Annotated in this window: 19 protein-coding genes and 1 tRNA gene; 8 read left to right on the top strand and 12 right to left on the bottom strand. The window is 62.4% G+C overall.

Annotation, left to right across the window (positions count from 1 at the left end):
- Window positions 1-219: 219 nt before the first annotated feature.
- Together BC363_RS18645 and cpdR1 are read right to left on the bottom strand one after the other, a co-directional pair.
- Window positions 220-294: transfer RNA gene (locus BC363_RS18645), tRNA-Val, on the bottom strand.
- A 272-nt stretch (window positions 295-566) separates the two neighbouring features.
- Window positions 567-929: a response regulator CpdR1 gene (gene cpdR1 / locus BC363_RS18640; protein WP_025424823.1), complete on the bottom strand. Its 363-nt coding sequence runs from the start codon at window positions 927-929 to the stop codon at window positions 567-569.
- Window positions 930-1,124: 195 nt separating this feature from the next.
- Here cpdR1 and BC363_RS18635 point away from each other — a divergent pair, with 195 nt between their 5' ends.
- Both BC363_RS18635 and hisN read left to right on the top strand, forming a co-directional pair.
- Window positions 1,125-2,006, top strand: a complete 882-nt coding sequence (locus tag BC363_RS18635; protein WP_065780977.1) for an N-formylglutamate amidohydrolase — start codon at window positions 1,125-1,127, stop codon at window positions 2,004-2,006.
- Window positions 2,007-2,409: 403 nt separating this feature from the next.
- A complete protein-coding gene (gene hisN, locus BC363_RS18630; protein ID WP_065780976.1) occupies window positions 2,410-3,183 on the top strand; it encodes a histidinol-phosphatase in 774 nt (257 codons plus the stop codon).
- A 27-nt stretch (window positions 3,184-3,210) separates the two neighbouring features.
- Here hisN and BC363_RS18625 read toward each other — a convergent pair whose 3' ends face one another.
- Window positions 3,211-4,176, bottom strand: coding sequence for an alpha/beta hydrolase (locus BC363_RS18625; RefSeq protein WP_065780975.1), 966 nt, complete (start codon window positions 4,174-4,176; stop codon window positions 3,211-3,213).
- A gap of 394 nt (window positions 4,177-4,570) precedes the next feature.
- Between BC363_RS18625 and BC363_RS18620 the strand changes: the two genes are divergently transcribed.
- A complete protein-coding gene (locus BC363_RS18620; RefSeq protein ID WP_065780974.1) occupies window positions 4,571-5,032 on the top strand; it encodes an Hsp20 family protein in 462 nt (153 codons plus the stop codon).
- A 56-nt stretch (window positions 5,033-5,088) separates the two neighbouring features.
- Here BC363_RS18620 and BC363_RS18615 read toward each other — a convergent pair whose 3' ends face one another.
- Window positions 5,089-6,078, bottom strand: coding sequence for a bile acid:sodium symporter family protein (locus tag BC363_RS18615; RefSeq protein WP_065780973.1), 990 nt, complete (start codon window positions 6,076-6,078; stop codon window positions 5,089-5,091).
- A 95-nt stretch (window positions 6,079-6,173) separates the two neighbouring features.
- Here BC363_RS18615 and BC363_RS18610 point away from each other — a divergent pair, with 95 nt between their 5' ends.
- Window positions 6,174-7,031: a LysR substrate-binding domain-containing protein gene (locus BC363_RS18610; RefSeq protein WP_065780972.1), complete on the top strand. Its 858-nt coding sequence runs from the start codon at window positions 6,174-6,176 to the stop codon at window positions 7,029-7,031.
- Window positions 7,032-7,079: 48 nt separating this feature from the next.
- Here the strand turns inward: BC363_RS18610 and BC363_RS18605 are convergent, their stop codons facing one another.
- Window positions 7,080-8,126 carry a low specificity L-threonine aldolase gene (locus BC363_RS18605; protein ID WP_065780971.1) on the bottom strand — a complete coding sequence of 349 codons (1,047 nt, stop codon included), beginning with the start codon at window positions 8,124-8,126 and terminating at the stop codon, window positions 7,080-7,082.
- A gap of 556 nt (window positions 8,127-8,682) precedes the next feature.
- Between BC363_RS18605 and gltB the strand changes: the two genes are divergently transcribed.
- The gene (gene gltB / locus BC363_RS18600) at window positions 8,683-13,407 is read left to right on the top strand and encodes a glutamate synthase large subunit (protein ID WP_065780970.1); all 4,725 of its coding nucleotides are present in this window, start codon (window positions 8,683-8,685) and stop codon (window positions 13,405-13,407) included.
- 104 nt (window positions 13,408-13,511) lie between these two features.
- Entirely contained in the window at window positions 13,512-14,969 is a 1,458-nt protein-coding gene (locus tag BC363_RS18595; RefSeq protein WP_065780969.1) for a glutamate synthase subunit beta, read from the top strand.
- A gap of 232 nt (window positions 14,970-15,201) precedes the next feature.
- Here the strand turns inward: BC363_RS18595 and BC363_RS18590 are convergent, their stop codons facing one another.
- Both BC363_RS18590 and BC363_RS18585 read right to left on the bottom strand, forming a co-directional pair.
- On the bottom strand, window positions 15,202-16,464 hold the full coding sequence (locus tag BC363_RS18590; protein ID WP_065780968.1) for a DUF459 domain-containing protein: 1,263 nt from the start codon (window positions 16,462-16,464) through the stop codon (window positions 15,202-15,204).
- Between the two features lie 62 nt (window positions 16,465-16,526).
- Window positions 16,527-17,747 (bottom strand): lytic murein transglycosylase, encoded by a 1,221-nt coding sequence (locus BC363_RS18585; protein ID WP_065780967.1) that lies wholly within the window; start codon window positions 17,745-17,747, stop codon window positions 16,527-16,529.
- Between the two features lie 81 nt (window positions 17,748-17,828).
- On the opposite strand from BC363_RS18585, the gene BC363_RS34515 reads away from it, so the two are divergent.
- Together BC363_RS34515 and galU are read left to right on the top strand one after the other, a co-directional pair.
- On the top strand, window positions 17,829-18,113 hold the full coding sequence (locus BC363_RS34515) for a hypothetical protein (protein ID WP_141690368.1): 285 nt from the start codon (window positions 17,829-17,831) through the stop codon (window positions 18,111-18,113).
- A gap of 50 nt (window positions 18,114-18,163) precedes the next feature.
- Complete coding sequence (gene galU / locus BC363_RS18580) at window positions 18,164-19,051, top strand: UTP--glucose-1-phosphate uridylyltransferase GalU (protein WP_065780966.1); 888 nt, start codon at window positions 18,164-18,166, stop codon at window positions 19,049-19,051.
- A 116-nt stretch (window positions 19,052-19,167) separates the two neighbouring features.
- Here the strand turns inward: galU and BC363_RS18575 are convergent, their stop codons facing one another.
- The 5 genes from BC363_RS18575 to BC363_RS18555 form a co-directional block, all read right to left on the bottom strand.
- The gene (locus tag BC363_RS18575; protein ID WP_065780965.1) at window positions 19,168-20,604 is read right to left on the bottom strand and encodes an outer membrane beta-barrel protein; all 1,437 of its coding nucleotides are present in this window, start codon (window positions 20,602-20,604) and stop codon (window positions 19,168-19,170) included.
- 88 nt (window positions 20,605-20,692) lie between these two features.
- Window positions 20,693-21,169, bottom strand: a complete 477-nt coding sequence (locus BC363_RS18570; protein ID WP_065780964.1) for an NfeD family protein — start codon at window positions 21,167-21,169, stop codon at window positions 20,693-20,695.
- A gap of 3 nt (window positions 21,170-21,172) precedes the next feature.
- Entirely contained in the window at window positions 21,173-22,171 is a 999-nt protein-coding gene (locus BC363_RS18565; protein ID WP_139110256.1) for an SPFH domain-containing protein, read from the bottom strand.
- Between the two features lie 101 nt (window positions 22,172-22,272).
- The gene (gene hemH, locus BC363_RS18560; RefSeq protein ID WP_244519909.1) at window positions 22,273-23,322 is read right to left on the bottom strand and encodes a ferrochelatase; all 1,050 of its coding nucleotides are present in this window, start codon (window positions 23,320-23,322) and stop codon (window positions 22,273-22,275) included.
- A 102-nt stretch (window positions 23,323-23,424) separates the two neighbouring features.
- Window positions 23,425-25,260 (bottom strand): bifunctional UDP-sugar hydrolase/5'-nucleotidase, encoded by a 1,836-nt coding sequence (locus BC363_RS18555; protein WP_065780962.1) that lies wholly within the window; start codon window positions 25,258-25,260, stop codon window positions 23,425-23,427.
- Window positions 25,261-25,578 lie beyond the last annotated feature (318 nt).

Raw genomic sequence — 25,578 nt, 5'->3', positions numbered from 1 at the left:
AGCGGCTCCGGTTGCGGTGCCATCGCTCGGCGTCTTGCGTGGTAATGCCGTCAAGGCGCCGGTTTCCGATCTGTGCTCGTCGGTCTTTGGCCGGGGTCAGATGCTGCATTCGGGAATGTATCAGCGATAGACAGCGGCGGCGGTTGATCGCCGAGCCTGCGTTTCGTTCTTCGTCTGTTTGAAAGTTTCTGGCGATCGGGAGGTTCGCCTGAGTAAGGATGGTGGGCGTGACAGGGATTGAACCTGTGACCCCTACGATGTCAACGTAGTGCTCTCCCGCTGAGCTACACGCCCATCCGATGAGGCGCATAGACCATAGAACCCGCTGTCGCGTCAATAGGGTTTTCGAAGGTTTTTTGACAGAAATTTGTCTGGTCGTTTTCAGCCGCCGCACGCCGCCTGTTATAGCCCGCGGGAAGCCCCGGATTTCCGGGCTTTACGCTAAGTCACTGAAATGAAAAGACCGCCGAAGATCCCTGTGGATCGCGGCGGTCGATCTGAAAACCGCGCCGATCCGGAGCAAGTGTCGCGGACGGCGGCGGCGGCTGTGGAAAAAATGTCTGGCGTCAGGCGGCCAGCATCTTGTTGACCTCGTCGACGAGGTCGCGAAGGTGGAAGGGCTTCGACAGGACCTTGGCGTCCTTCGGGGCTTTCGAATCCGGGTTCAGCGCGACCGCGGCAAAGCCGGTGATGAACATCACCTTGAGATCCGGATCGAGTTCGGTCGCCCGGCGGGCAAGCTCGATGCCGTCCATCTCGGGCATGACGATGTCGGTCAGGAGAAGCGAGAACGGCTCTTCGCGAAGGCGGTCGTAGGCGCTGGCGCCGTTGTCATAGGACATGACCTTGTAGCCAGCCTTTTCGAGCGCCTTCACCAGGAAGCGGCGCATATCGTTGTCGTCTTCGGCAAGAAGGATTTTCACAGTCATGAACTCGGCCGTTGCTTCTCTTTATTCATTGCGTATGGATTGCGGCGTTCTATCCAAACCGCAACGGGGTAAATATCTCGTGAACGCGGCGCGTCAACTCCCCAGAAACCGGAGTGGGCGCACTATGGACACAGAGCCGACCAACTGGCAACATGATGACAACAGCAAGAACCGGACATGGTAAAAAGGGTTCCGATGGGGGAGATGACGGAGAGGGAGCTGTTTGAGGTTCTGGAACCTGCAAGTCAGCGGATTCCCTTCGTATTCAACTCGCCCCATAGCGGCCGCTCTTATCCACAGGCCTTTCTCGATCAGTCGCGCCTCGATGCGCTGGCGATCCGCCGTTCCGAAGATCACTACGTCGACGAGCTGTTCCAGAATGCGATGTTCCTTGGTGCGCCGATGCTGCTGGCGCACTTCCCGCGGGCCTTCCTCGACGTCAATCGCGAGCCTTACGAACTCGACCCGCGCATGTTCGACGGACCGGTGCCGCCGCACGCCAACATCAGTTCGATGCGGGTGGCCGGCGGCCTTGGAACCGTGCCGCGGCTCGTCGCCGAGAACATGGAAATCTATCGCGGCCGCTTTCCCGTCGAAGAGGCGCTGGCGCGGATCGAGACGATCTACAAGCCCTACCATGCCACCTTGCGCAAGCTGATTGCCCGCACGCATGTCCAGTTCGGCCTGTCAGTGTTGGTCGATTGCCATTCGATGCCCGGCAACGTGCAGCTACCGGGCAGCCCCCAGCGGCCGGACTTCATCGTCGGCGATCGTTACGGCACCAGCGCTGCGGCGGAGCTGTCGAGGATGGCCGTCGATCTGCTGCAGGAACTCGGCTACACCGTTGCCCGCAACAAGCCCTATGCCGGCGGCTTCATCACCGAACACTACGGCCGGCCGAGCCGCGGCCTGCACGCGCTGCAGATCGAGATCAATCGCGGGCTTTATGTCGATGAGACGACGCTGGCCAGGAAGCCCGGTTTCGGCGCGCTGGTCGCCGATCTCACCAGCTTTATTGCTTCGCTGGCGCGTCATGTCGAGGATTATGGCGCCTATCTGCCGCTTGCCGCGGAGTAGACCTCAAAAAGAACCGCGCCAGTGGCGCGGTTAAGTCTAGGGAGGAAACACCCAAGGAGGGTATTTACAGTCACGAGTGACTGCAGAAAAACCCTAATATTGCACTGCACAATTGTCAAGTTGAGCCAGTGAAAACTTTTGCAGTGCATCAAAGGAATTTCACTGCATCGACAGCGTTGAAACGATACAGCGCCGTGTGTCAAATATGACGCCAAAGGACGCTGTAACGCTTTAAACGTGCTGCATAATTTGATCCTTAAATCGGATCCGATTTAAGGAATTATGCAGTAGGCACGCCACGCCTTGTCCGATCGGTGACGGCCTGCCGCCTGGCCGTTTGCCTTTCTGCAAATTTCGTCTATGCAGGTCGGACCTTCCTGTTTCCTTCCCTAAAGAGAGTGACATGCTACCGGACCGCTCCTTTTTCGATCGTCTCGCCGATGCCGCCAAGGCGGAAACCTTGCCGCGCTTCCGTATCGGCACGAGCGTCGTCAACAAGCTCGAGGGCGGTTTCGACCCGGTGACGGAAGCCGATCAGTCGGCGGAAGCTGCGATCCGGGCCCTGATCGAGGCGAATTTCCCCGGTCACGGCATCCTCGGCGAGGAGCATGGCAATGTCGGGCTCGATCGCGAATATGTCTGGGTGATCGATCCGATCGATGGCACGCGCGCCTTCATCTCCGGTCTGCCGGTCTGGGGCACGCTGATCGGTCTTTATCGCAATGGCGATGCGGTGATGGGCCTGATGGATCAGCCGTTTACCGGTGAACGCTTCCTTGCCGATGGCAAGCAGGCGCTCTATCGCGGCCCCGACGGCGACAAGGTGCTTTCGACCCGCGCCTGCGACACGCTTTCCGACGCGGTGCTGTTCACGACCTCGCCGCATCTCTACACCGGCGACAACAAGATTCGCTTCGAGGCGCTGCAGGACAAGGTGCGTCTGTTCCGCTACGGCTGCGATTGCTACGCCTTTGCGCTGCTTGCGGCCGGTCACGTCGACCTGGTGATCGAGTGCGGGCTGAAGCCCTATGACGTCGGCGGCCTTATCCCGCTGATCGAGCAGGCCGGCGGCATCATCACCAACTGGCAGGGTGGCCCGGCGGAAATGGGCGGCGAGGTCATCGCTGCCGGCAGCGCCGCGCTGCATGCGCAGGCGCTGGAAACTCTGAAAGGCTGATACCAACGCAGGTTGGTATGAGTTCTGTCAGGCCGCTTCGCCTTCGTCCTTGTCGTCCTCCTCGGGAATGACGAAGGCAAGAATTGCCGCCATGGCCTGGGCGCGATAGCGATCGGCCTCGTGCAGCAGTTCGTGGCGCGCGCCATCGATCGGGATCATATGGGCAGCGCGGAAATTGCGGGCGAGCCACTCGACGGCGAGATGCGGCACCAGGCGGTCGGCTGTCGGTGCCAGGATGATCGTCGGCAGGGTGATGCGGGTGAGGTGCTCGCGTCGGGCGACACGTCGCATCGCGCGAAACGCTTCAGTCAGCCAGCGCGCCGACGGCGGCCCAAGCCGCAATTCCGGATAGGCTTCTGTCATGGCCAGGTTGCGCGCATAGCGCCGGCGATCGGCGGTCAGCACATTGTTTTCAAAGGGGCGATTGCCCTTGTCGGCGTGCAGCGGCAGCCGCCCAAGGCCGAGCCAGCGCATAACTGTTGCCATGCTGGCGATGCTGCGTCCGCCGATCACCTGCCCGCCGAGGCCGACAAAGGGGGCGAGCACCACCAATCGATCGATGCGGCTCGAAAGCAGCGGGGCGAGCGACAACGCGACCAGCGCGCCCATGGAGTGAGCGACGATGGAAAAGGGCAGCCGGGTGTCCGGCAGCACGATCTGCTCGAGGAAGGTGGTCAGATCGCGCTCGTAGTCAGAGAAACGCTCGACATGGCCGCGCCGGGCATCGGGCAGGAGCCGCTCCGAGCCCGCCTGGCCGCGCCAATCGAAGGTGGCGACCCAGAGGCCGGCAGCGTTGAGTTCGGCAATGGTCTCGAAGTATTTCTCGATCGATTCGTTGCGGCCCTGCAGCACGACCACGGTGCCGCGCGCGACCGGCGTGCTGGTCTTGAAGATGGCATAGCGGATCTTGCGGCCACCGGCTCCATCGAAGAAGCCCGCCACGTGATTGTCCGGTATCGGATTATCAGGTGTCGAGCGGAGGATCGTGGTCATGACTGATGAAACCAGGGTGAAGGCGCGTTGATCGGTATCATCAGGGATAGGCGGCGGGCTTGGCGCCGTCAAAGAAAAAAGCCGGAAACGGTGGGTGAAATCCGGACGATCACCGTTTCCGGCCGCTGAAGGAGAAGGGACATGTCACTTCAGCCCCAGGAGAGTTCCTCCCAGTGTGGTTGTTCTAACGCCCACGATCTGAACCGCGGCCGAACCTGCCATTCATCCGCCATTCACCTGCCAACAATCTTCGGGCGGCATGCCTTGAACTGACGAAATCGCATTCCCATGTTTTGCTCACGGACGCCGATGACGGGTCCGCTCACCGGTCGCGCCGCTGCCTGGATGGGGTGGCAGACCAGACATCGCAAACAGTTGCTCCCAGGAGGACACCATGCGTCACGTTGATTTTTCCCCTCTCTATCGCTCCACCGTTGGCTTCGATCGCCTCTTCACGATGCTCGACAGCCTCGGCCAGCCTGACCAGGCACAGACTTATCCGCCCTACAACATCGAGCGCACCGGCGAGAACGCCTACCGCATCACCATGGCGGTTGCCGGCTTCGACGAAACCGAACTGTCGATCGAAGCGCGCGAACATACGCTGACGATCAAGGGCGAAAAGAGCGAGGACAAGGGCGAGGAAAACCAGTTCCTGCATCGCGGCATTGCCAAGCGCGCCTTCGAGCGCCGCTTCCAGCTCGCCGACCATGTGGAGATCAAGTCCGCTTCGCTGAAGAACGGCCTGCTGCACATCGACCTCACCCGCGAGATCCCGGAAGCCGCCAAGCCGCGCCGGATCGACATCACGTCGGTCGCATCGCAGCCGAAGCAGATCGAGGCTCAGAATCTCTAATCCGCAAGCCCCCTATGTCTGAAGAGGCGGCGCCCGCGAGGGCCCCGCCTTTTTTGTTATGTGCTGACGGGTTCGGCGACTGTGTCGGGCTCCTTGCGGGCGGCGTAACGCTGGGCGATCACCGCGCAGGCCATCAGCTGGATCTGGTGGAACAGCATGACCGGCAGCACGATCGCGCCGATGTTCTGGCCGGCGAAGATCGCGCTCGCCATCGGAATGCCGCTCGCAAGGCTCTTCTTCGAGCCGCAGAAGGTAATGGCGATCTCGTCGGCGCGGTTGAAACCGAGCAGGCGGCTGCCGAACATGGTGACGGCGAGCACGAGCGCCAGCATGACCACTTCGATTGCCACCAGCCCCCCGAGATCGGCGAGCGAAAACGTCTGCCATAGTCCCGATGTGACGGCCTGACTGAAGGCGAGATAGACGACCATGAGGATCGAGCCACGGTCGACGGGCGACAGCAAACCCTTGCGCGCCCGGATCCAGCCGCCGATCCAGGGCTGCAACAGCTGGCCGACGATGAACGGTGCCAGCAGTTGCAGCAGGATCTGTTCCAGCGCATCCAGCGACACGCCGCCATGGCCGCCGGCGGAAAACAGGAGGCCGACGAGAAGCGGCGTCAGGAACATGCCGAAGATGTTGGAGGCGGATGCGGAGCAGATCGCTGCCGGGACATTGCCGCCGGCAACCGACGTGAAGGCGATCGACGACTGCACCGTCGAGGGCAGCACGCAAAGGAACAGGATGCCGGTATAGAGCGCCGGCGGCAGGATCGATGACGGCATGAAGCCGACTGCAAGGCCGACAAGCGGGAACAGCACGAAGGTCGATGCCAGGATCGCCAGATGCAGCCGCCAATGCAGGAAGCCGGCGACGACGACGTCGCGCGACAACCTCGCGCCATGCAGGAAGAAGACCATGCCCACGGCCACCTTCGTCGCGATGGCGAACCAGGCGGTCGCCTCGCCATGGATCGGCAGCAACGATGCCAAAAGCACGGTGAGGAGCAGAAGCAGGGTGAACGTGTCGGGAAGGTAGCGGCGCATGTCTGTGACTGACTCGATGGAAAGACGTCTTGCCGAGAAAGGTCATTATGAAGCAGGATGCAAGCAATAACAGTTATTGCGAAGTTGGATAATACATGCTGGACCTCGTGCAACTGCGCAGCTTCGTGGCGCTCGAACAGATGGGCAGCTTCACCCTCGCCGCCGAGAGGCTGGCGCTTGGCCAATCGACGGTCAGCCAGCATATTCAAAGGCTTGAGGCCTCGCTCGGGCGCAAGCTCGTTGCCCGCGACACGCACCGGGTGGCGTTGACCACGGATGGTCAGGCCCTGCTTGCCCATGCGCGTTCGATGCTGGCGATCGATGATGAGGTCAAGGCGCTGTTTGCCGAAAGCAACCTTCGTGGTCGGTTGAGGCTGGGCGTGTCGGAGGATTTCGTCACCAGCCGGCTGCCGGGCGTGCTCGAAGATTTCGTCCGGGCGCATCCTTCGGTGGAGCTCGAATTGACAGTAGCGCTCAGCGGCGTGCTCTACCAGATGCAGGATGGCGGCGAGATCGACCTGGTGCTGGCAAAGCGCCGGCTGGGCGATCCGCGTGGCGAGCTGGTCTATCGCGAGCCGCTGGTCTGGCTGGCGCGCGATCCCGAGCGCATAAAACGCGACAGAGTGCTGCCTCTGATTGCCTTTCCGCCGCCGAGCATCACGCGCAGCGTGGCGCTCGAGGTGCTCGACCGGCATCGGTTGCCGTGGCGGATCGTCTGCACCTGCGGCAGCCTCAGCGGGCTGACGGCCGCGGCCCAGGCGGGCATGGGCGTGCTCGTCCAGCCGCGCAGCATGGCGCCGCAGGGCCTGCGGGAAATACCCGCCGGTACCTTGCCGCCGCTGGAGGATGTCGAGTTCGTGCTGGTCCCGAGCAAGGGCGCCGATCAGAAGCTGATCGCGGCGCTCTCTACCGAGATCCTGTCGAAGGTGCGGACGCTGCAGGGCCAGGCTTGAGCTACAGCGCCGCGCTTCGAATCCGGTTTGGAGAGTTACGCATTCGCCTCAGCAGGCAGCGACGAAGCGGTCGACGTCGTCAGTCTTCGTGGCAAAGCTCGTCACCAGGCGATAGAGGCCTTCGTCGGCCGCCAGGCTTCCGGCGAGATCGTGCGGAACCGGCCAGTCGTAGAAGACCGCGCCTTGCTCCTGCAGCTTCTTCGCTACGTCCTTTTTCAGGATGACGAACACTTCGTTGGCGTCGACCGGCCAGCCGAGCCGGCTGTTGCGCGACGCGGCGATGCCGTCGGCAAGGCGCCGTGCCATGGCGTTGGAACGCCGGGCGAGGTCGAGCCAGAGGTCGCCGGCGAGATAGGCGTCGAACTGGGCGGAGACGAAGCGCGATTTCGAGAACAGCTGCGCCGAGCGCTTGCGCAGGAAATGCATCTCATGCGCCTTGGACAGATCAAAGAGGACAAGGGCCTCGGCACACCAGCAGCCGTTTTTCGTGCCGCCGAAGGAAACGAGATCGACGCCACGCTTCCAGGTCATCTCGGCCGGTGTCACCTCAAGGCTGACCAGCGCATTGGCAAAGCGCGCGCCGTCCATGTGCAGCGGCAATTTGTGCCCCTTGGCGACCGCTGCGATCGCTTCGATTTCACCGAGCGAATAGACGGTGCCGCTTTCGGTCGCCTGTGTCAGCGTGACCGCCATCGGCTGGCCGCCATGGACATTGTCGAGCGGGTAGCGGCGAATTTCCGCTTCCAGACGGGATGCGTCCATCTTGCCGTGTTTGCCGTCGACGGGCTTCAGCCTCGAGCCGTGGGTAAAGAATTCAGGAGCGCCGCATTCGTCGGCGGTCACATGGGCCTCGCGGTGGCAGAACGTGACGCCGCCGGCGCGGTTGGTGCTGGCCAGCGCCAGCGAATTGGCGGCGGTTCCGGTGCCGACGAAGAAGACCGCGACATCACGCTCGAAAACCTCCGACAGTTTTTTCTCCACCTTGCGGTCGAGCTCACTGGTGCCGTAGGCGGATGCGTAACCATCGGCATGGGTTACGAGGCTCTGGGCGATGGTCGGGTGGGCGCCGGCCCAGTTGTCAGAGGAAAAAATCATCACATGTCGTCCTGTTTCACGGTCGTATCGACGTCGTTCGGGCGACCATAACCCACTTCCTAGCCGGATCAATCGCGGTGTCCGCCATGAAAGCCAACAGGATACCAGTTTGAAACCAAAAGGAAGAAAACGTCGGTTTGCCGTAATTAAATTATAAAACCGGGAAATTTCCGGCAATGTTCGGCAAAATCTCTTCTAATATTTGCTCATATGCCCCTTGCGGAGGGGGGCGGTTTCTGGCATAGAGCGCATGAAATAGGACAGTCTTGCTGTCCTATTTCGGTCTAGGGACCGGAACAATCGCCGCAAGTGCCCAAAAAATCGGCAATCGGCGTGTGGCGCAGGGGGATCCGCCGGATTTCATCCGGTTGTTAACGCCTGCCATCAGGATGGTCACTAACATCAATGCCTGATGATGCCGTGCATTATTTGCGACCTGATCAGGATCATGAGACGATGAATGCCCCGGCTTTGCGGCACGCGGATGCGTGCGACGGAGAGCCATGCGCGGGCGCAGGTATGCCCGGACGTGCCGGGTTCAACAGGAGGGAAGACGATGACGGATCACACGCCATCACAGCAATCTGGGCTCAACCTCGCACACACTGTTGCGACGGCTGAAAAAACGCCCGCATTCCCGTCCGGCCTGCCGCGAAAACAGGGTCTCTATGATCCGCGCAACGAACACGATGCCTGCGGCGTCGGCTTCGTCGCGCATCTGAAGGGTGAGAAGTCGCACCAGATCGTGCGCGACGGCCTCTTCATGCTCGAAAACCTGACGCACCGCGGTGCCGTTGGTGCCGACCCGCTGATGGGTGATGGCGCCGGCATCCTCGTGCAGATCCCCGACCGCTTCTTCCGCGAGGAAATGGCCAAGCAGGGCGTCACCCTGCCGAAGGCCGGCGAGTATGGCGTCGGCTATCTCTTCATGCCGCGCGACGAGAAGCTGATCGCCCACTTCAAGGACGTGATCAATGAAGTCGTCGCCGAGGAGGGCCAGCACGTGCTCGGCTTCCGCGACGTGCCCGTCGACAACGCGTCGCTTTCCAAGGCCCCTGACATCGCTGCGACCGAGCCGCACCATGTCCAGGTGTTCATCGGTGCCGGCCGCGATGCCGCAACCAACGCCGAGTTCGAGCGCCGCCTGTTCACGCTGCGCAAGGTGATCTCCAACCGCATCTATGCGGAAGCCGAAGGCGGTGATCTCGGCTTCTACGTCGTGTCGCTGTCGACGCAGACTATCGTCTACAAGGGCATGTTCCTGGCCTACCAGGTCGGCGCCTACTACAAGGATCTGGAGGACGAGCGTTTCCAGTCGGCCGTCGCCCTGGTTCACCAGCGCTTCTCGACCAACACATTCCCGTCCTGGAAGCTCGCGCACCCCTATCGCATGGTCGCCCACAACGGCGAAATCAACACGCTGCGCGGCAACGTCAACTGGATGGCGGCCCGCCAGGCCTCGGTGTCCTCGCCACTGTTCGGCGACGACATCTCCAAGCTCTGGCCAATTTCTTATGAGGGCCAGTCGGATACCGCCTGTTTCGATAACGCGCTCGAATTCCTGGTGCAGGGTGGCTACTCGCTCTCGCATGCGGTGATGATGCTGATCCCCGAAGCCTGGGCCGGCAACCAGCTGATGTCGCCCGAGCGCAAGGCGTTCTACGAATATCATGCAGCCCTGATGGAGCCGTGGGACGGACCGGCAGCCGTTGCCTTCACCGATGGTCGCCAGATCGGCGCGACGCTCGACCGCAACGGCCTGCGCCCGGCCCGCTATATCGTCACCTCTGATGATCGCGTCATCCTCGCTTCGGAAGCCGGCGTGCTTCCGGTCGACGAGAGCAAGATCGTCAAGAAGTGGCGCCTGCAGCCGGGCAAGATGCTGCTCATCGACATGGAGCAGGGCCGCATCATCTCCGACGAGGAGGTGAAGTCTTCGCTTGCCGACAAGCATCCCTACCGCAAGTGGCTCGACGATACCCAGCTGATCCTCGAGGAGTTGAAGCCGGTGGAGCCGCGCGCGCTGCGTCGCGATGTTTCCCTCATCGACCGCCAGCAGGCCTTCGGCTACACGCTCGAAGACACCAAGATCCTGATGTCGCCGATGGCCACCACCGGCCAGGAAGCCATAGGTTCGATGGGCACCGACACGCCGATCTCGGCAATGTCGGACAAGCGCAAGCTGCTCTATACCTACTTCAAGCAGAACTTCGCGCAGGTCACCAACCCGCCGATCGACCCGATCCGCGAAGAGCTGGTGATGAGCCTCGTCTCGTTCATCGGTCCGCGCCCGAACCTGCTCGACCATGCCGGCATGGCGCACGCCAAGCGGCTTGAAGTGCGCCAGCCGATCCTGACCAATGGCGATCTGGAAAAGATCCGCTCGATCGGTCACACCGAGGACCGGTTCGACACCAAGACGCTCGACTTCACCTACGACATTTCGCGCGGTGCCGAAAGCATGCCAGAAATGCTCGACCGCCTCTGCGAGCGTGCGGAAGCGGCGGTCAAGGGCGGCTACAACATCATCGTGCTTTCCGACCGCCAGGTCGGTCCGGACCGCGTCGCTATCCCCGCGCTGCTGGCCACAGCCGCCGTGCACCATCACCTGATCCGCAAGGGTCTGCGCACCTCGGTTGGCATCGTGCTGGAATCCGGCGAACCGCGCGAAGTGCATCACTTCTGCCTGCTCGCCGGCTATGGCGCCGAAGCGATCAACCCGTATCTCGCCTTCGATACGCTCACCGACATGCACAAGCGCGGCGATTTCCCCAAGGAAGTCGACGGCAGCGAAGTGGTCTACCGCTACATCAAGGCTGTCGGTAAGGGCATCCTCAAGGTCATGTCCAAGATGGGCATCTCGACCTACCAGTCCTATTGTGGCGCGCAGATCTTCGACGCAGTCGGCCTGTCGTCGAAGCTCGTCGAGCAGTTCTTTTTCGGAACGGCAACGACGATCGAGGGCATCGGCCTCGAAGAGATCGCCGCCGAAACCGTCGCCCGCCACCAGGCGGCCTTCGGTGCCGATCCGGTGCTTGCCAACACGCTCGATATCGGCGGCGAATATGCCTACCGCATGCGCGGCGAAAGCCACGCCTGGACGCCGGATGCGATCGCCTCGTTGCAGCACGCGGTGCGCGGCAACGCCCAGGACCGCTACCGCGAGTTCGCCGAGATGGTGAACAACTCGGCGCTGCGGATGAACACGATCCGTGGCCTGTTCACCGTCAGAAACGCGGAGGCTGCCGGCCGCAAGCCGATCTCCGTCGACGAGGTCGAGTCGGCCACCGACATCGTCAAGCGCTTCTCGACGGGTGCCATGTCCTTCGGCTCGATCAGCCGCGAGGCCCATACGACGCTGGCGATCGCCATGAACCGGATCGGCGGCAAGTCGAACACCGGCGAAGGCGGCGAGGAAAGCGACCGCTACCTGCCGCTGCCCGACGGCTCGACCAACCCGGAACGTTCGGCGATCAAGCAGATCGCCTCCGGCCGCTTCGGCGTGACCACCGAATATCTGGTCAATGCCGACATGCTGCAGATCAAGGTGGCCCAGGGTGCCAAGCCCGGCGAAGGCGGCCAGCTGCCCGGCCACAAGGTGGATGCGACCGTGGCCAAGACCCGGCATTCGACGCCGGGCGTCGGTCTGATTTCACCGCCGCCGCATCACGACATCTACTCGATCGAAGATCTGGCACAGCTGATCTACGACCTGAAGAACGTCAACCCGGAAGCCGATGTTTCGGTCAAGCTGGTCTCGGAAGTGGGGGTCGGCACGGTTGCTGCCGGTGTCGCCAAGGCGCGCGCCGACCACATCACCGTTGCCGGTTTCGACGGCGGCACCGGCGCATCGCCGCTGACCTCGCTGAAACATGCCGGCAGCCCCTGGGAGATCGGACTTGCCGAGACCCAGCAGACGCTGGTGCTGAACGGTCTGCGTTCGCGCGTGGCGCTTCAGGTCGACGGCGGCCTGAAGACCGGTCGCGACGTCATCATCGGTGCGCTGCTCGGCGCCGACGAGTTCGGTTTCGCCACCGCGCCGCTGATTGCCGCCGGCTGCATCATGATGCGCAAGTGCCACCTCAACACCTGTCCTGTCGGTGTCGCAACCCAGGATCCGGTGCTGCGCAAGCGCTTCAAGGGTACGGCCGAGCACGTCATCAACTACTTCTTCTTCGTTGCAGAAGAAGTGCGCGAGATCCTCGCCTCGCTCGGCGTTCGCAGGCTCGATGAAATTATCGGCGCTTCCGAACTCCTGGAGAAGGACGGCGCGCTCGCCCACTGGAAGGCCAACGGTCTCGACTTCTCGAAGATCTTCCACAAGGTCGAGGCTCCGAAGGAAGAAACCTACTGGACCAGCCGCCAGAAGCACCCGATCGACGACGTGCTCGACCGCACGCTGATCGAGAAGGCGAAGTCAGCTCTGGAAACCAAGGCGCCCGTTGCCTTCGAAGCCGAGATCAAGAACGTCGACCGGTCGGCCGGCGCCATGCTTTCGGGCGCGCTTGCCAAGCGCTGGGGCCACAAGGGCCTGAAGGATGATACGATCCACGTCACCCTCAAGGGCACGGCGGGCCAGTCGTTCGCCGCATTCCTCGCGCGCGGTATCACCTTCGACCTGGTGGGCGACGGCAACGACTATGTCGGCAAGGGGCTTTCCGGTGGCCGCATCATCGTTCGGCCGCCTGAAAACGCCAGGATCGTGCCTGAAGACTCCATCATCGTCGGCAATACGGTGCTGTACGGCGCGATATCGGGCGAATGCTACTTCAACGGCGTTGCCGGCGAACGCTTCGCCGTGCGCAACTCCGGCGCCATTGCCGTCGTCGAAGGCGTGGGTGACCACGGCTGCGAATACATGACCGGCGGTGTCGTCGTCGTTCTCGGCACAACGGGCCGCAATTTCGCCGCCGGCATGTCCGGCGGGGTCGCCTATGTGCTGGACGAAGAAGGCGATTTCGCCCGTCGCTGCAACATGGCGATGGTCGAGCTGCAGCCGGTGCCGGAAGAAGACGACATGCTCGAGAAGCTGCATCACCACGGCGGCGACATCATGCACAAGGGCATGGTCGACGTATCCGGCGATATGACACGTCACGACGAAGAGCGGCTGTACCAGCTGATTTCCAATCACCTGCACCACACGGGCTCGCCCCGGGCGAAGGCGATCCTCGATCATTGGGCAGACTACCGGCCGAAATTCCGCAAGGTCATGCCGGTCGAATATCGTCGTGCGCTCGAAGACATGGAACGCATGAAAATGGCAGAGGCGGCCGAATAGAGGCCCCGGTGAAAAGGGCTCCCGGTTCTAAGAAGGGTTCGGGGGCTCATCACGCGCGCTTGTCTCAAGCGCCTGTTCAGACGCGAAGCTATCAGGATGATACGATGGGTAAGGTAACTGGTTTTCTCGAGATCGACCGGCAAGTGGCAAAGTACCAGCCGGCGTCCGACCGCATCCGCCATTTCCGCGAATTCACCATTCCGATGTCGGAACCCGAAGTGCAGAAGCAGGCGGCGCGCTGCATGGACTGCGGCATCCCCTACTGCCACGGGCCGACCGGATGTCCGGTACACAACCAGATCCCCGACTGGAACGATCTGGTCTACAACGGCAACTGGGACGAGGCGATCCGCAACCTGCACTCGACCAACAACTTCCCGGAATTCACCGGCCGTGTCTGCCCCGCGCCCTGCGAGGAAGCGTGCACGCTGAACCTCGAGGATGCGCCGGTCGCGATCAAGACCATCGAGCAGGCGATCGCCGACAAGGCCTATGAAATGGGCTACATCGTGCCGCAGCCGGCCGTGACCAAGACCGGCAAGAAGGTCGCCGTCATCGGCTCCGGCCCGGCCGGCATGGCTGCTGCCCAGCAGATGGCGCGTGCCGGTCACGAGGTTCACGTCTACGAGCGCGAGAGCAAGCCCGGCGGCCTGCTGCGCTACGGCATCCCCGACTTCAAGATGGAGAAGAACTTCATCGACCGCCGTGTCGAGCAGATGAAGGGCGAGGGCGTCACGTTCCATTGCGGCATCAACATCGGCGTCGACCTGCCGGTCGAACACCTGATCGACGGTAGCGATGCAGTGCTCTATTGCGGCGGCTCCGAGACGCCGCGCAATGCCGGCATCCCCGGCGTCGAATTTGCCGGCGTGCATGACGCCATGCCCTATCTCGTGCAGCAGAACCGGCGGGTCGGCCGCGAGAACATCGACAGCACCGGCTGGCCGTCCGCGCCCATTCTGGCTGGCGGCAAACATATCGTCGTCGTCGGTGGCGGTGACACCGCGTCCGACTGCGTCGGCACCGCCTTCCGCCAGGGTGCCGTCAAGGTCACCCAGCTCGACATCCGCCCGCAGCCGCCGGAAAAGGAAGACAAGCTCGCCGTCTGGCCGTTCTGGGCGACCAAGATGCGCACCTCGTCCAGCCAGGCCGAAGGCGCGATCCGCGAATTCCAGGTCGCGACGCTGGAGTTCGTCGGCGACGAGGACGGGAACCTCATCGGCGTCAAGTGCTGCCAGGTGGATGATCGCCGCAAGCCGATCGCCGGCACGGAGTTCATCATCAAGGCCGATCTCGCCTTCATCGCCATCGGCTTCAGCGGCCCCTTCACCGATAGCGTGGTGAAGGATCTCGGCGACAAGCTGACGCTCAACACCGACCGTCGCGGCTCGACCAATGTCGTTGCCAACGACCGCGACTACAAGACTTCGGTCGACAAGTTCTGGACGGCAGGCGACGTGCGCCGCGGCCAGTCGCTCGTCGTGTGGGCGATCCGCGAAGGCCGCCAGGCCGCCCGCGCGATCGACGAGGCGCTGATGGGATCAACGATCCTGCCGCGCTGAAACCAGTCGCTCACAAACATGAAAGGGCTCCGCCAGATGATGGCGGAGCCCTTTCGTTTTCAAGGTCGGTCTCTTCGGCGAACGGGATCGCCGGGGCGTCGCTTGCAGCACTCAGTCGCCAGAAGGAGGGTTAGAGCATTTCCAGGAAAAGTGCGAAGCGGTTTTCCGTCAGGAAATGCGTAAAAACAAGGAGATGGAGCGTTTCCGCGACTCCGTCTAAACCGGAAACGCTCTAGTTCCGGATCACCGGATTGCTGATGACGGTCCCGGGCTTGGCAAGGCGGAAATCATCGACGCGGCCGACCGGGGCGGCCGCCACATCGCCCTTGTCGACCAGCCGGTCGCGCGGGCTCTTGCCGGTGCCTTTGTTGGGCGCAGCATCGCCGAGCAGTGCCGCAGCGCCATCGAGTTCCGGATCGGTCAGGCCGATCGGCTGCGTCTTGACGATGTCCTCGTTGGCCAGCGGCGCGGTGACGACCAGATCCTTCAGCCCATCGGCGCCCGGCACGTCATTGTCGGTTGCGGCGGCATCCCCGAGCAGGCGGCGAATGTCCTTTTCGACATAGAATGCGAGCTTGCGTTTGCCTGCTTTGGTCAGGTTGATCCCGTCGGCGCCGCGCAACCGGACCTGCTGGCCGTTGATGTCGGAGCCGGTCAGGACGAACTTGCCGGCTTCGTCGACGAAACCGTCCCAGATATCGACGAACTGGCCGCCGACCTTTTCAACTTCCTCGCGATAGAGGCCGTTGAACGTCACCATGTCGGCTGTCATCGCCGCGGATTGGAACGGCGGCATGCCGACCCACAGCACCGGCAGCTTTTCCTTGTGCGCGAGCTCTGCCAGCGCATGAACACGCTTGCGGTATTCCTCGGTCCAAGGATCGGTGCGGTACTTTTCCTTGATGCTGCCGATCTGCATCTGCTGGCGATCGTTGGCGCCGAGGCTGATGATGATGACGGAAGGCTTGATCTCGCCCACATAGCTCGGCAGCGTCACCGGCCAATTGAAATAGTCTTCGCGCACCAGGCCGGACGAACCGTTTGCGCGCGTTTCGATGGTAATGCCCGGCGTCATCTCGAATGCGGTCTTCAGGCCATCCCCAAGGCTACCGGCCATGAAGTCGCCGACGACCAGAACCTTCTTGGCGTCCGGCGCCTTTTCGACCGGCTGCGGCACCGGAGCCGCATCGGCAATGGCGGGCTTTGCCTTTTGCTGGCCCGGGGCCTTCTGCCGCTGTGGGGTTTGGGCCTGGCGCGCGCGCCTGGGCCGCGGCTGTTGCGGAAACTCGTATCGCTCGTCGATAACCGGCCGCCGCTCGCGCGCGAGGCCGCCGAACAGCATCTGGAAGAGGTTGCGCCGCGGCACCCGCTCCTGGGCCTCGGCATAGCTTGCGGCAAAACCGACGAACAGCATCGCGGCCGCAGCGATGATCACCGTCGCAATCCTCAAGGGCATTCCGCCACCTGCCATGTGGGCCTTGGTTTTCGCTTGCATGTCTGATCATCCATCGAACGGACGGCGGCGGCAAGGCCGCCGTCGCGTTTCGGGCGTGCGCGTCAGTTGCGCAGGGCGCGCAGTAGATGTTGCGTCGGCTGCCCATCCGGCGCCAAGCCGTTCTGCGACTGGAACGCCTGGATCGCAGCCTTCGAGCCGGATCCGAAGTTGCCGTCGACCTCGCCGCTGTAATAGCCGAGTTCCTTCAGGCGGTTCTGCAACTCGAACTTCTCGCTGATATCGAGCGAGCCATCGGGGCGCGGCCACCGCTGCTGCATGCCGGCGTACCCGGCGATCTGATCGGCAAGAAGACCGACGCCGAGCGCGTAGCTATCCGACGCGTTGTAGCGCTTGATGACGAAGAAGTTCTTAGTCATCAGGAAGCCGGGACCTTCGCCGCCGCTCGGCAGCTTCAGTTCGGCGCGCGAATTGCCATTGCGGAAGCCCTTGCCGTTCGGCCTGAGGAAACCGAGTGCTGCCCACTGGGCCAGCGTCTTCGTCTGCCCCGAATATTTCGCGGCATTGGCCGGCGGCGCGACCTCGTAGCCCCAGGTTTCGCCCGACTGCCAGCCGTTTTTCTTCAACAGGTTGGCGGCTGTCGCAAGCGCGTCGGGCACCGAGTTCCAGATGTCACGATGGCCGTTGCCGTCCGCGTCGATCGCGTAAAGCAGGTAGCTCGTCGGGATGAACTGCGTGTGTCCCATGGCGCCGGCCCAGGAGCCGGTCAGTTCGCGCGGGGTGATATCGCCGCTCTGCAGGATCTTGAGTGCGGCAATCAACTGCGTCTTGGCGTATTTCGCACGCTTCGGATCGGCATAGGCAAGGGTTGCCAACGCCCGCGGCACGTAGTGCAGACGGTCGTCCTTTTCGAGAACGGCGCCGTAGTTCGATTCCATCGACCAGATCGCCAGCAGGATCGTCTTGTCGACGCCGAAGTGCTTTTCGAGCACATTGAGCGTGCGGGCGTGCTTGGCGGCCATCTCCTGGCCGACGCGCTTGGTGTAGGGATTGACGCGGGAATCGATGTATTCCCAGATCTTGTGCTTGAACTCAGGCTGGTAATTGGCTTTTTCAATGACGGTCGCGTCCGGGGTCTTCACGCCGGCGAAGGCCTTGCGATAGGTCGCCTGCGTGATGCCGCTCTTTGCAGCCGTGGCATAGAAGTTGTTGATCCAGCTCTGGAATCCGGCATCGGCGCGCGCAGGGGAGGTGCCAAGCGCGACGGCGGATAGGACGAAGGCGGCTGCGATATGACGGAAAAACGTCCTGCGGGTTCTGATCATCAGCTGTCGGTTCCGTTTCTCTGCGGAGCCTCAGCCGTCATAGCCGGGACATCTCCGCATGGTGGCAGTCTGGAGCCGGCCTTGCGGTTCGTCGACCGCCGGCGGTTCCCGTTCTCGGATCCGGCCGCAGTCGATGCAGCGCCGGACTTAGGACGAATCTACAGAAACGTGGTCAACAAACCCTTTACCATGAAAAGACCGTTGCGTCTTCCGCCGAAGAAAACGCTTCTTCCGGGGCAAGAAAATGCGAATCCGTCGATATCAGGATTTTTTTCGTCCCGGTTCAGCGTGCGTTCACATCGTTACGTAGAGATTGCCGCCGCACTGCAAAGCGCTGCACGATTCCTTAAATTGATTTTGATTTAAGGATTCCTACAGCAACACTCAGGATTGAAATCCGATTGAAGGAGGTACCGATGACCGACAAGCGTAAAGTCCGCAAAGCCGTGTTCCCGGTCGCTGGTCTGGGCACGCGTTTCCTGCCGGCCACCAAGGCCGTGCCGAAGGAAATGCTGACGGTGGTGGACAAGCCGGTCATTCAATACGTGGTCGACGAAGCGATGGAAGCCGGTATCGAGCACCTGATCTTCGTCACCGGCCGCAGCAAGGCGGTTATCGAGGATTATTTCGATATCCAGGTCGAGCTCGACCAGACCCTGCGCGAACGCAACAAGAAGATCGAGATCGAGCTTCTCGACAACATTCTGCCGAAGGCCGGCACGACAAGCTTCACCCGCCAGCAGGCGCCGCTCGGCCTTGGCCATGCCGTCTGGTGTGCCCGCGAACTGGTCGGTAACGAGCCGTTCGCGCTGTTGCTGCCCGACATGATCATGAAGGGTGAGAAGGGCTGCCTGAAGGGTATGGTCGAGCTCTATGAGCAGAGCGGCGGCAACGTCATCGCAGTCGAGGAATGCGCACCGGATCAGGCCCACAAATACGGGATCGTCGGTGTCGGCGACAAGGTCGGCGACGGCTTCAAGATCACCAAGATGGTCGAGAAGCCCGCACCGGGAACGGCGCCGTCGAACTTCTTCATCAACGGCCGCTACATCCTGCAGCCGGAAATCTTCCCGATCCTGGAGAAGCAGGAGCGCGGCGCCGGCAATGAGATCCAGCTGACCGACGGCATGCTCAAGCTTTCCGAGAGCCAGCAGTTCGCCGCCTACCATTTCCGCGGCGAGACCTATGACTGCGGCGCCAAGGACGGTTTCATCCTCGCCAACGTCGCCTTCGCGCTCGAACGCAGTGATATCCGCCCGACCGTCGAAGGACCGCTGAAGGCGCTGCTGAGCAGCTTGAAGTAATTCCGGTCCATCCAAAACGAGAAGGCCGCGTTCCCCGGGGGACGCGGCCTTTTTCTTTTCGAGGTTTGCATTGAGTATCGTGTCCGCCCGGTGTTCGGGGGCGCGGGGCCGTTGCCTCAGCGCCGCAGGACGAGGCCGACGCCGACGCGGGTGATGTCGGTCGGATCGCCGACGTCGGGCGTGGTGCGCTCGTAGCTGACGTCGCCGGTCAGTGCCAGGTAACGGTTCATATCCCAGGTGAGGCCGGCGCCGGTGCGCCAGGTCGTCTCGTCGGAGGAGCGGGAGTCCGACGGATATTTGCGGATGATCAGGGTGTTCGACAGCCGTGCGACCAGATCGGAGCGCATCTCGTGGGTGATGATGTTGGTCAAGGCATAGTCCATCGAACCGGAGACACCCGCCGTCGTCGACGGGTTGAGACCGGTCGACAGTCCGAAGAGCACATCCGTGCCGCGTTGCGGCGACCAGTTGAGGCGGCCGTCGACCGACAGGCCGCTGACGTCGCTGAGCCGGTCGTCCTCGAAACGATAGGTCTCGTAGCCGAGGGCGAGCTCGCCGTTGAGCTTTTCGCCGAGGTCGACCTCCAGGCCGCCGCGTGTCGCGTAGCTTTGGTAGGATCGTTCGAAGCCGAGCGTGTCCTGGCGAAGATCGTAAGTCGACCTGCCGACCGCGGCCTCGATGAACGGGATCAATGCCGGCGACATTTCATAGCCGACGCGTGCCGTCAGGGTCCCGCTGTTGCGGTTGCGGTCCTCGACCGAAAGCGTCGTACCGTTTTCCAGCTCGACGTCGCCATAGGTCCGACGGTCGAGATCGAGCCCGACCGAGCCGCGGATGAGACCGAAGTCGCGCTCGATGGCGGCGCCGAGCCGATAGGTGTTGACGCCCGATTGTGTCCTGGCATTCGAGATCGCGTTCGGATCGTCGGCGTCCTCGCGCTCGAAGCTGTAGCCTGCTCGCAGGCGCGCAACGGTTTCATCCCAGAGATCGAGGCGCAGTTCCGCGTCGATGTCGGCGCGCGGTTCTTCCTCGCCTTCGCCGGAAATATTGTTCTGCAACACGCCGGCACCCGTGACCGTCAGCTCATGGCGGGACCAGTCCGACGTCAAGGTGCCGCCGATGCCGGTCTCGAGATAGCCTCGGTTTTGCTTGGTATCGCCGTCGTTGCGCCATTCGTGGTTGATCGTTTCGCTGATTGTCGGCCGCAAGGTGAACGTGCCGATGCGAACGCCGGGTGCGCGGTCGTCTTCGGGATCTATTCGCGCCCGCAAGCCGTCGACCGTTTCCTCGCGGCGGTTGAGACGGATGAGGTCTTCGTCGGAAGCCGGAGACAGATCGTCGGCGCTGACGGTTCCCGTCACCTGCGGGTCGGCGATCGCCGGCGCTGCGGTGCCGGGGGCAACGACGCCAGGGGTCGTCGGCACGGCGGAGTTGGCGACGGTCTGGGCGCGCGCCGACAGTGGTACAGCCATCGCGGTGCCGGCCAGCAACAACGCCATCAGCGTCAAACGCCGCGCGTCTCTTCCGGTCGAGCGAGAGTTGTCTGGCACCATCTGCCGTTTGTCCGCGAGCCTGATTGCAATCCTTTCGCAATCGTAAAGCCGCGTGGTTAACCAATCGTTTCCAAACGGGAAAAACGCATTAACGACGGGGAGATGGCAAGGCGCTCTCGACCGTCAAATGGCGTCCGTGGCTGGCAACGATGCGCACACGTGTGCCGGCGGGCAGATCGGGGCCCTCGACGATCCAGATCGTGTCGTCCAGACGCACGCGGCCGTGGCCCTCGGCGATCGGCTTCTCAAGCACGGCCGTCCGGCCGACGAGGCTCTGGGCCCGTTGGTTGAGCAGCGGTTCGTCCGTCTCCCCGGACGATGAGGAGATGAAGCGCCGCCCGACGAGGACGGCGATGATGGAGAGCAATGCGAAGACGATGAGCTGAACCTGCCAGCCCCAGACGACGGTGTCCCACAGCAGCAGCGACAGAACACCGGTGATGAGCGCGGCAATGGCGATCCAGACGAGGAAGACGCCGGGTGCCACGACTTCGGCGGCCAATAGTGCAAGACCGAGAACCCACCAGCTCCAGGGGCCGAGTTCAAGGATGATGCGCTGGACCATCGCCTATTGTCCCTGCGGTTCGAACGGACCGGAGGCCGGGCCGGTGCGTGGCGTCGTCGATTGGCGCTGCCGGGGGGCGGGCGCCTGGTTGTCGCCGAACACTTCCTTGGCAATCGCGCCGATGCCGCCGAGCGAGCCGATCAGCGCGGACGCTTCCATCGGCATCAGGATGATCTTCTGGTTGTTGGCGGTGCCGATCGAGGCAAGCGCTTCGGTGTATTTCTGGGCGACGAAGTAGTTGATCGCCTGAACATCGCCGGCGGCGATCGCTGCCGACACCATCTGCGTTGCCTTGGCTTCGGCCTCGGCCAGGCGTTCGCGCGCCTCGGCGTCGCGGAAGGCGGCCTCGCGCTGGCCCTCGGCCTGCAGGATCGCCGACTGCTTGGCGCCTTCGGCGCGCAGGATCTGGGCGTTTCTCGACCCTTCCGCTTCCAGCACCTGGGCGCGCTTTTCACGCTCGGCCTTCATCTGCCGCGCCATGGCGTCGACGAGGTCCTTCGGCGGCGCGATGTCCTTGAGTTCGACGCGGGTGATCTTGATGCCCCAGGGGTTGGCGGCTTCATCGACGACGCGCAGCAGCTTGTCGTTGATCGTGTCGCGGTTCGACAGCAGCTCGTCGAGATCCATGGACCCCATGACCGAGCGGATGTTGGTCATCGTCAGATTGAGAATGGCGTTTTCGAGATTCGAGACCTGATAGGCGGCCTGCGCCGCGTTCAGCACCTGATAGAAGGCGACAGCGTCGGCCGACACGCTGGCGTTGTCCTTGGTGATGACTTCCTGGGTCGGAACGTCGAGGACCTGCTCCATCACGTTCATCTTGGCGCCGATGCGATCGATGAACGGAATGATGATGTTGAGACCCGGTTCCATCGTCTTGGTGTAGCGGCCGAAGCGCTCCACCGTATAGCGATAGCCCTGCGGCACAGTCTTGATTCCGGCAAAGAGGACCAGAACGACAAGAACCACAAATGCGATGACCGCAATATCCATGCCGCCCAAAGACAAGTCCCCCATGTTCACAACCCCAGTTTGAGGTGACACTCTAACCCAGACGTGGGGATTGGCCAGTCTATTTCAAGCGGTTGCCGCAGATTTCGGCTTCAAAGCCAGCCGCTTAGCTCCCGCCGCACGACATGCTCGAGCACGGTCATGCCTTCGGCGCTGTCGTTGAGGCAGGGGATGTGGGAAAACTTCTCGCCGCCATTGTGATGGAAGCTTTCGGCCGCCTGCTCGGCGATTTCCTCGAGCGTTTCCAGACAGTCGGAAACGAAGCCGGGGTTGATGACGGCGATGCGCTTGACGCCGTCCCGCGCCAGCTTCTCCACCGTCTTGTCGGTATAGGGTTGCAGCCACTCTTCCGGGCCGAAGCGGGACTGGAAGGTCACCTGCAGTTTGTCCTTGGACCAGCCGAGCTTTTCGCGCAGCAGGCGGGCGGTCTTCTGGCACTGGCAATAATAGGGGTCGCCCTTTTCGAAGTAGCTCTTCGGGATGCCGTGGAAGGAGGTCAGCACCACTTCCGGCTCCCAGTCGAGCGTCGCCAGATGCCGCGTGATCGAGGTTGCCAGTGCGTCGATATAGACCGGATCGTCATGATAGGGCGGCACGGTGCGCAACGCCGGCTGCCAGCGCATCTTGAGCAGGGCTTCGAACGCCTTGTCATTGACGGTGGCGGTGGTAGCCGCGGCGTATTGCGGATAGAGCGGGAACACCAGGATGCGCTCGCATCCGGCCTTCTGCAGCGCCTCCATGCGCGAGGCGATCGAAGGCTGGCCGTAGCGCATGCCCCAATCGACGACGATGTGCGGCTGATCGGCGAAGGCTTCCGCCATCAAGGTTGCCTGGTTGCGGGTGTAGGTGCGCAGGTAGCTCTCGTTCAGATCCTTGTTCCAGATCATCTCGTAGGCCTTGCCGACCTTGCCGGGGCGGGTGTTGAGCACGATGCCGTAGAGGATCGGATACCAGAACAGCCGCGACCATTCGATGACGCGGCGATCGCTCAGGAACTCCTTGAGATAGCGGCGCATCGAGGTGTAGTCGGTACCATCGGGCGTGCCGAGATTGACGAGCAGAACGCCGACCTTTCCGGATTTAACGGTCGGGTGATCGCTGGGGGTGATCGCAGCGGGCGTGTTGGTCATCTCGATCCTCATGGTCGCGTATCCGTCGGGACACGCATTTGCTTCACGTCCTTCTAAGAAGAAAAGCCGGCGCAGGGAAGCCCGCGCCGGCTTTCGAAGGGGAGGCAAATTGTCTTACTTTGCCGGAATCTCCAGTTCGGTGCCGACATGCAGGTGGCGCGGTGCCGGTTTGCCGTTGGCCTCGGAGATCTTTGCCCACAGCGCACCGTCGCCGTAGAACGACTTGGCGAGATCCCAAAGCGTGTCGCCCTTGGCGATCACATGCTTCTGCGGACCGGAAGCCGGCGTGGCGGCGGCAGCGCCGGCAGCCGGCTGCGTTGCGTCGGTCGTCGCGCCGGCGGCTGCAGCAACTTCGGTGATGCGGCCATCGGTGTAAGGTTTGAACGGCTGATGCGCCGCAAGGTAGTCGGCCAGAACGGTTTCCAGACCCGGACCGTAGTCATAGGCATTTTCGCCCTTGGCCTTGAACACGTCGTAGCCGTCGCCGCCATTGCGCATGTAGTTGTTGGTGACCAGCGAGTAGGTCTTTGCCGGATCAAGCGGACCATAGGCCTCGCCCTCCTTCACCTCGACCGAGACGACACGGCTGCCGACCGGCTTCGAACGGTCGAAGGAATATTTGAGCCCGGCAACCTGCGGGAAGCGGCCACCTGCCTCTTCGAGCTTGCTGAGGCCGTTTTCCAGCGCTTCACGGATGCCGTCACCCTTGATCTGGAAGGTCGCGACCGTGTTCTGGAACGGCAGCACGGTGATCGCTTCGCCCATCGAGACGTCGCCGGCGTCGATCGAGGCGCGCAGGCCGCCGCCATTGGTGATGGCGATCGTCACGCCCTGGCCCTTGACGCGGTCGAGCATGGCGTCGGCGACGAGGCTGCCCATTTCGCATTCCCTGGCGCGGCAATTGTCGCGCGAACCGTCGATCGGCGCTTCGGTCCTGCCGATGATCTTGGAGCGCAGTTCCTCGATCGGCTTGCCGAGTTCGGCCACGCGGGTGAGCACCGACTGGTCCGGCTTGATGGAGGAATCGACCAGGATCGGATCGCCCTTGGCAGCTTTCACCACGCCCTTGTCGTCGAAGGTGACGACGAGGTCGCCGAGATATTTGGTGTAGGAACCGGCCTGAACCACGGGAACCTTGTAGCCGCCGGGGTTGTCGACCATCGTCGGGTAGGGGCCTTCGGCCTTTTCGTCGGTGTTCGACAGCAGGCTGTGCGAGTGGCCGCCGACGACGACGTCGACATCGGGGATCTTGGCGATCGCGGCAAGGTCACGGGGGTAGCCGACATGGGTGAGCGCAATGATCTTGTCGACGCCCTGCTTCTTCAGCTCTTCGACAGCGGCTGTGGTAGTGGCGACGTCGTCGCCGATCAGGATATCCGGGCCGGGCGAGGACAGTTCCGGCGTGTCGTTGGCGACGGCGCCGACGATGCCGACCTTCTGGCCGCCGACTTCGAGAACGATCGACGGCTTGATCCGGTCACCGATCTTCGACTTGTGGCTCGGCAGAACGTTGGCGGTCACCACCGGGAATTCGATCTTGTCGAGGAAGCCGGCAAGGCCGTCCTCGCTCTCGTCGAATTCATGGTTGCCGACGGTCATGGCGTCGAATTTCATCAGGTTGAGGAATTCGGCTTCGACCAGACCCTTATAGGTGGTGAAGAACAGGGAGCCCTGAAAATTGTCGCCGGCGTTCAACAACAGCACGTTCTTGCCCGACAGTTCCTGGCGCTTCTGGTCGATCAGAGGCTTCAGGCGCGCGACGCCGCCGAAGCACTCGTTCTTGCCTTCCTCTTCGGCCGAGCAGCTCGAATCGAACTTGTTGATCGATTCGATCCGGGAATGGAGATCGTTGATGTGCAGGATGTTCAGTTCATAATCGGCGAAGGCTGCGCCCGAGGAGAGGGCAAGGATGGACGCGGTCATCAGGCCGGTCCGCATGTGTCTGATCATGATGTTCTCCTGTTTTGCCTGTTGTCTGCCGACCGATTGCAGAGCCGTGTCACGGATCTGGTCCCCACGGCCGGGGCGGCTTTGCCGGGGCGGATGTTTTCATCACTTCGAGGCGACTTCAAGCGCTAAAACCATCCTCCGGTTGCCGCATCTGCAACTACAGCGCCGCGCGTCTTCTCAGACGCGCAAAGGTCGCTGTAGCACTTTGAATTGCTGCATGTTTTTATCCCTAAATCGACTGCGATTTAAGGAAACATGCAGCAGGGTTAAGCAGGGAAAAGGCAATAAAAAAGCCCCCTTGCGGGGGCTTTGATCTGT

This window comes from Ensifer sp. LC384, from assembly GCF_001695865.1.
Classification (GTDB): domain Bacteria; phylum Pseudomonadota; class Alphaproteobacteria; order Rhizobiales; family Rhizobiaceae; genus Ensifer.
This window is presented reverse-complemented; position numbering and strand designations above follow the sequence as displayed.

Excerpts from the sequence above, each read along its gene's own strand:
- gltB (WP_065780970.1), top strand. The coding sequence starts at position 8,683 with ATGACGGATCACACGCCATCACAGCAATCTGGGCTCAACCTCGCACAC.
- BC363_RS18590 (WP_065780968.1), bottom strand. The coding sequence starts at position 16,464 with ATGCAAGCGAAAACCAAGGCCCACATGGCAGGTGGCGGAATGCCCTTG.
- galU (WP_065780966.1), top strand. The coding sequence starts at position 18,164 with ATGACCGACAAGCGTAAAGTCCGCAAAGCCGTGTTCCCGGTCGCTGGT.
- BC363_RS18555 (WP_065780962.1), bottom strand. The coding sequence starts at position 25,260 with ATGATCAGACACATGCGGACCGGCCTGATGACCGCGTCCATCCTTGCC.
- hemH (WP_244519909.1), bottom strand. The coding sequence starts at position 23,322 with ATGAGGATCGAGATGACCAACACGCCCGCTGCGATCACCCCCAGCGAT.
- BC363_RS18595 (WP_065780969.1), top strand. The coding sequence starts at position 13,512 with ATGGGTAAGGTAACTGGTTTTCTCGAGATCGACCGGCAAGTGGCAAAG.
- BC363_RS18570 (WP_065780964.1), bottom strand. The coding sequence starts at position 21,169 with ATGGTCCAGCGCATCATCCTTGAACTCGGCCCCTGGAGCTGGTGGGTT.
- BC363_RS18635 (WP_065780977.1), top strand. The coding sequence starts at position 1,125 with ATGGGGGAGATGACGGAGAGGGAGCTGTTTGAGGTTCTGGAACCTGCA.
- BC363_RS18605 (WP_065780971.1), bottom strand. The coding sequence starts at position 8,126 with ATGATTTTTTCCTCTGACAACTGGGCCGGCGCCCACCCGACCATCGCC.
- BC363_RS18575 (WP_065780965.1), bottom strand. The coding sequence starts at position 20,604 with ATGGTGCCAGACAACTCTCGCTCGACCGGAAGAGACGCGCGGCGTTTG.
- BC363_RS18585 (WP_065780967.1), bottom strand. The coding sequence starts at position 17,747 with ATGATCAGAACCCGCAGGACGTTTTTCCGTCATATCGCAGCCGCCTTC.
- BC363_RS18625 (WP_065780975.1), bottom strand. The coding sequence starts at position 4,176 with ATGACCACGATCCTCCGCTCGACACCTGATAATCCGATACCGGACAAT.
- hisN (WP_065780976.1), top strand. The coding sequence starts at position 2,410 with ATGCTACCGGACCGCTCCTTTTTCGATCGTCTCGCCGATGCCGCCAAG.
- BC363_RS18615 (WP_065780973.1), bottom strand. The coding sequence starts at position 6,078 with ATGCGCCGCTACCTTCCCGACACGTTCACCCTGCTTCTGCTCCTCACC.
- BC363_RS18610 (WP_065780972.1), top strand. The coding sequence starts at position 6,174 with ATGCTGGACCTCGTGCAACTGCGCAGCTTCGTGGCGCTCGAACAGATG.
- cpdR1 (WP_025424823.1), bottom strand. The coding sequence starts at position 929 with ATGACTGTGAAAATCCTTCTTGCCGAAGACGACAACGATATGCGCCGC.
- BC363_RS18620 (WP_065780974.1), top strand. The coding sequence starts at position 4,571 with ATGCGTCACGTTGATTTTTCCCCTCTCTATCGCTCCACCGTTGGCTTC.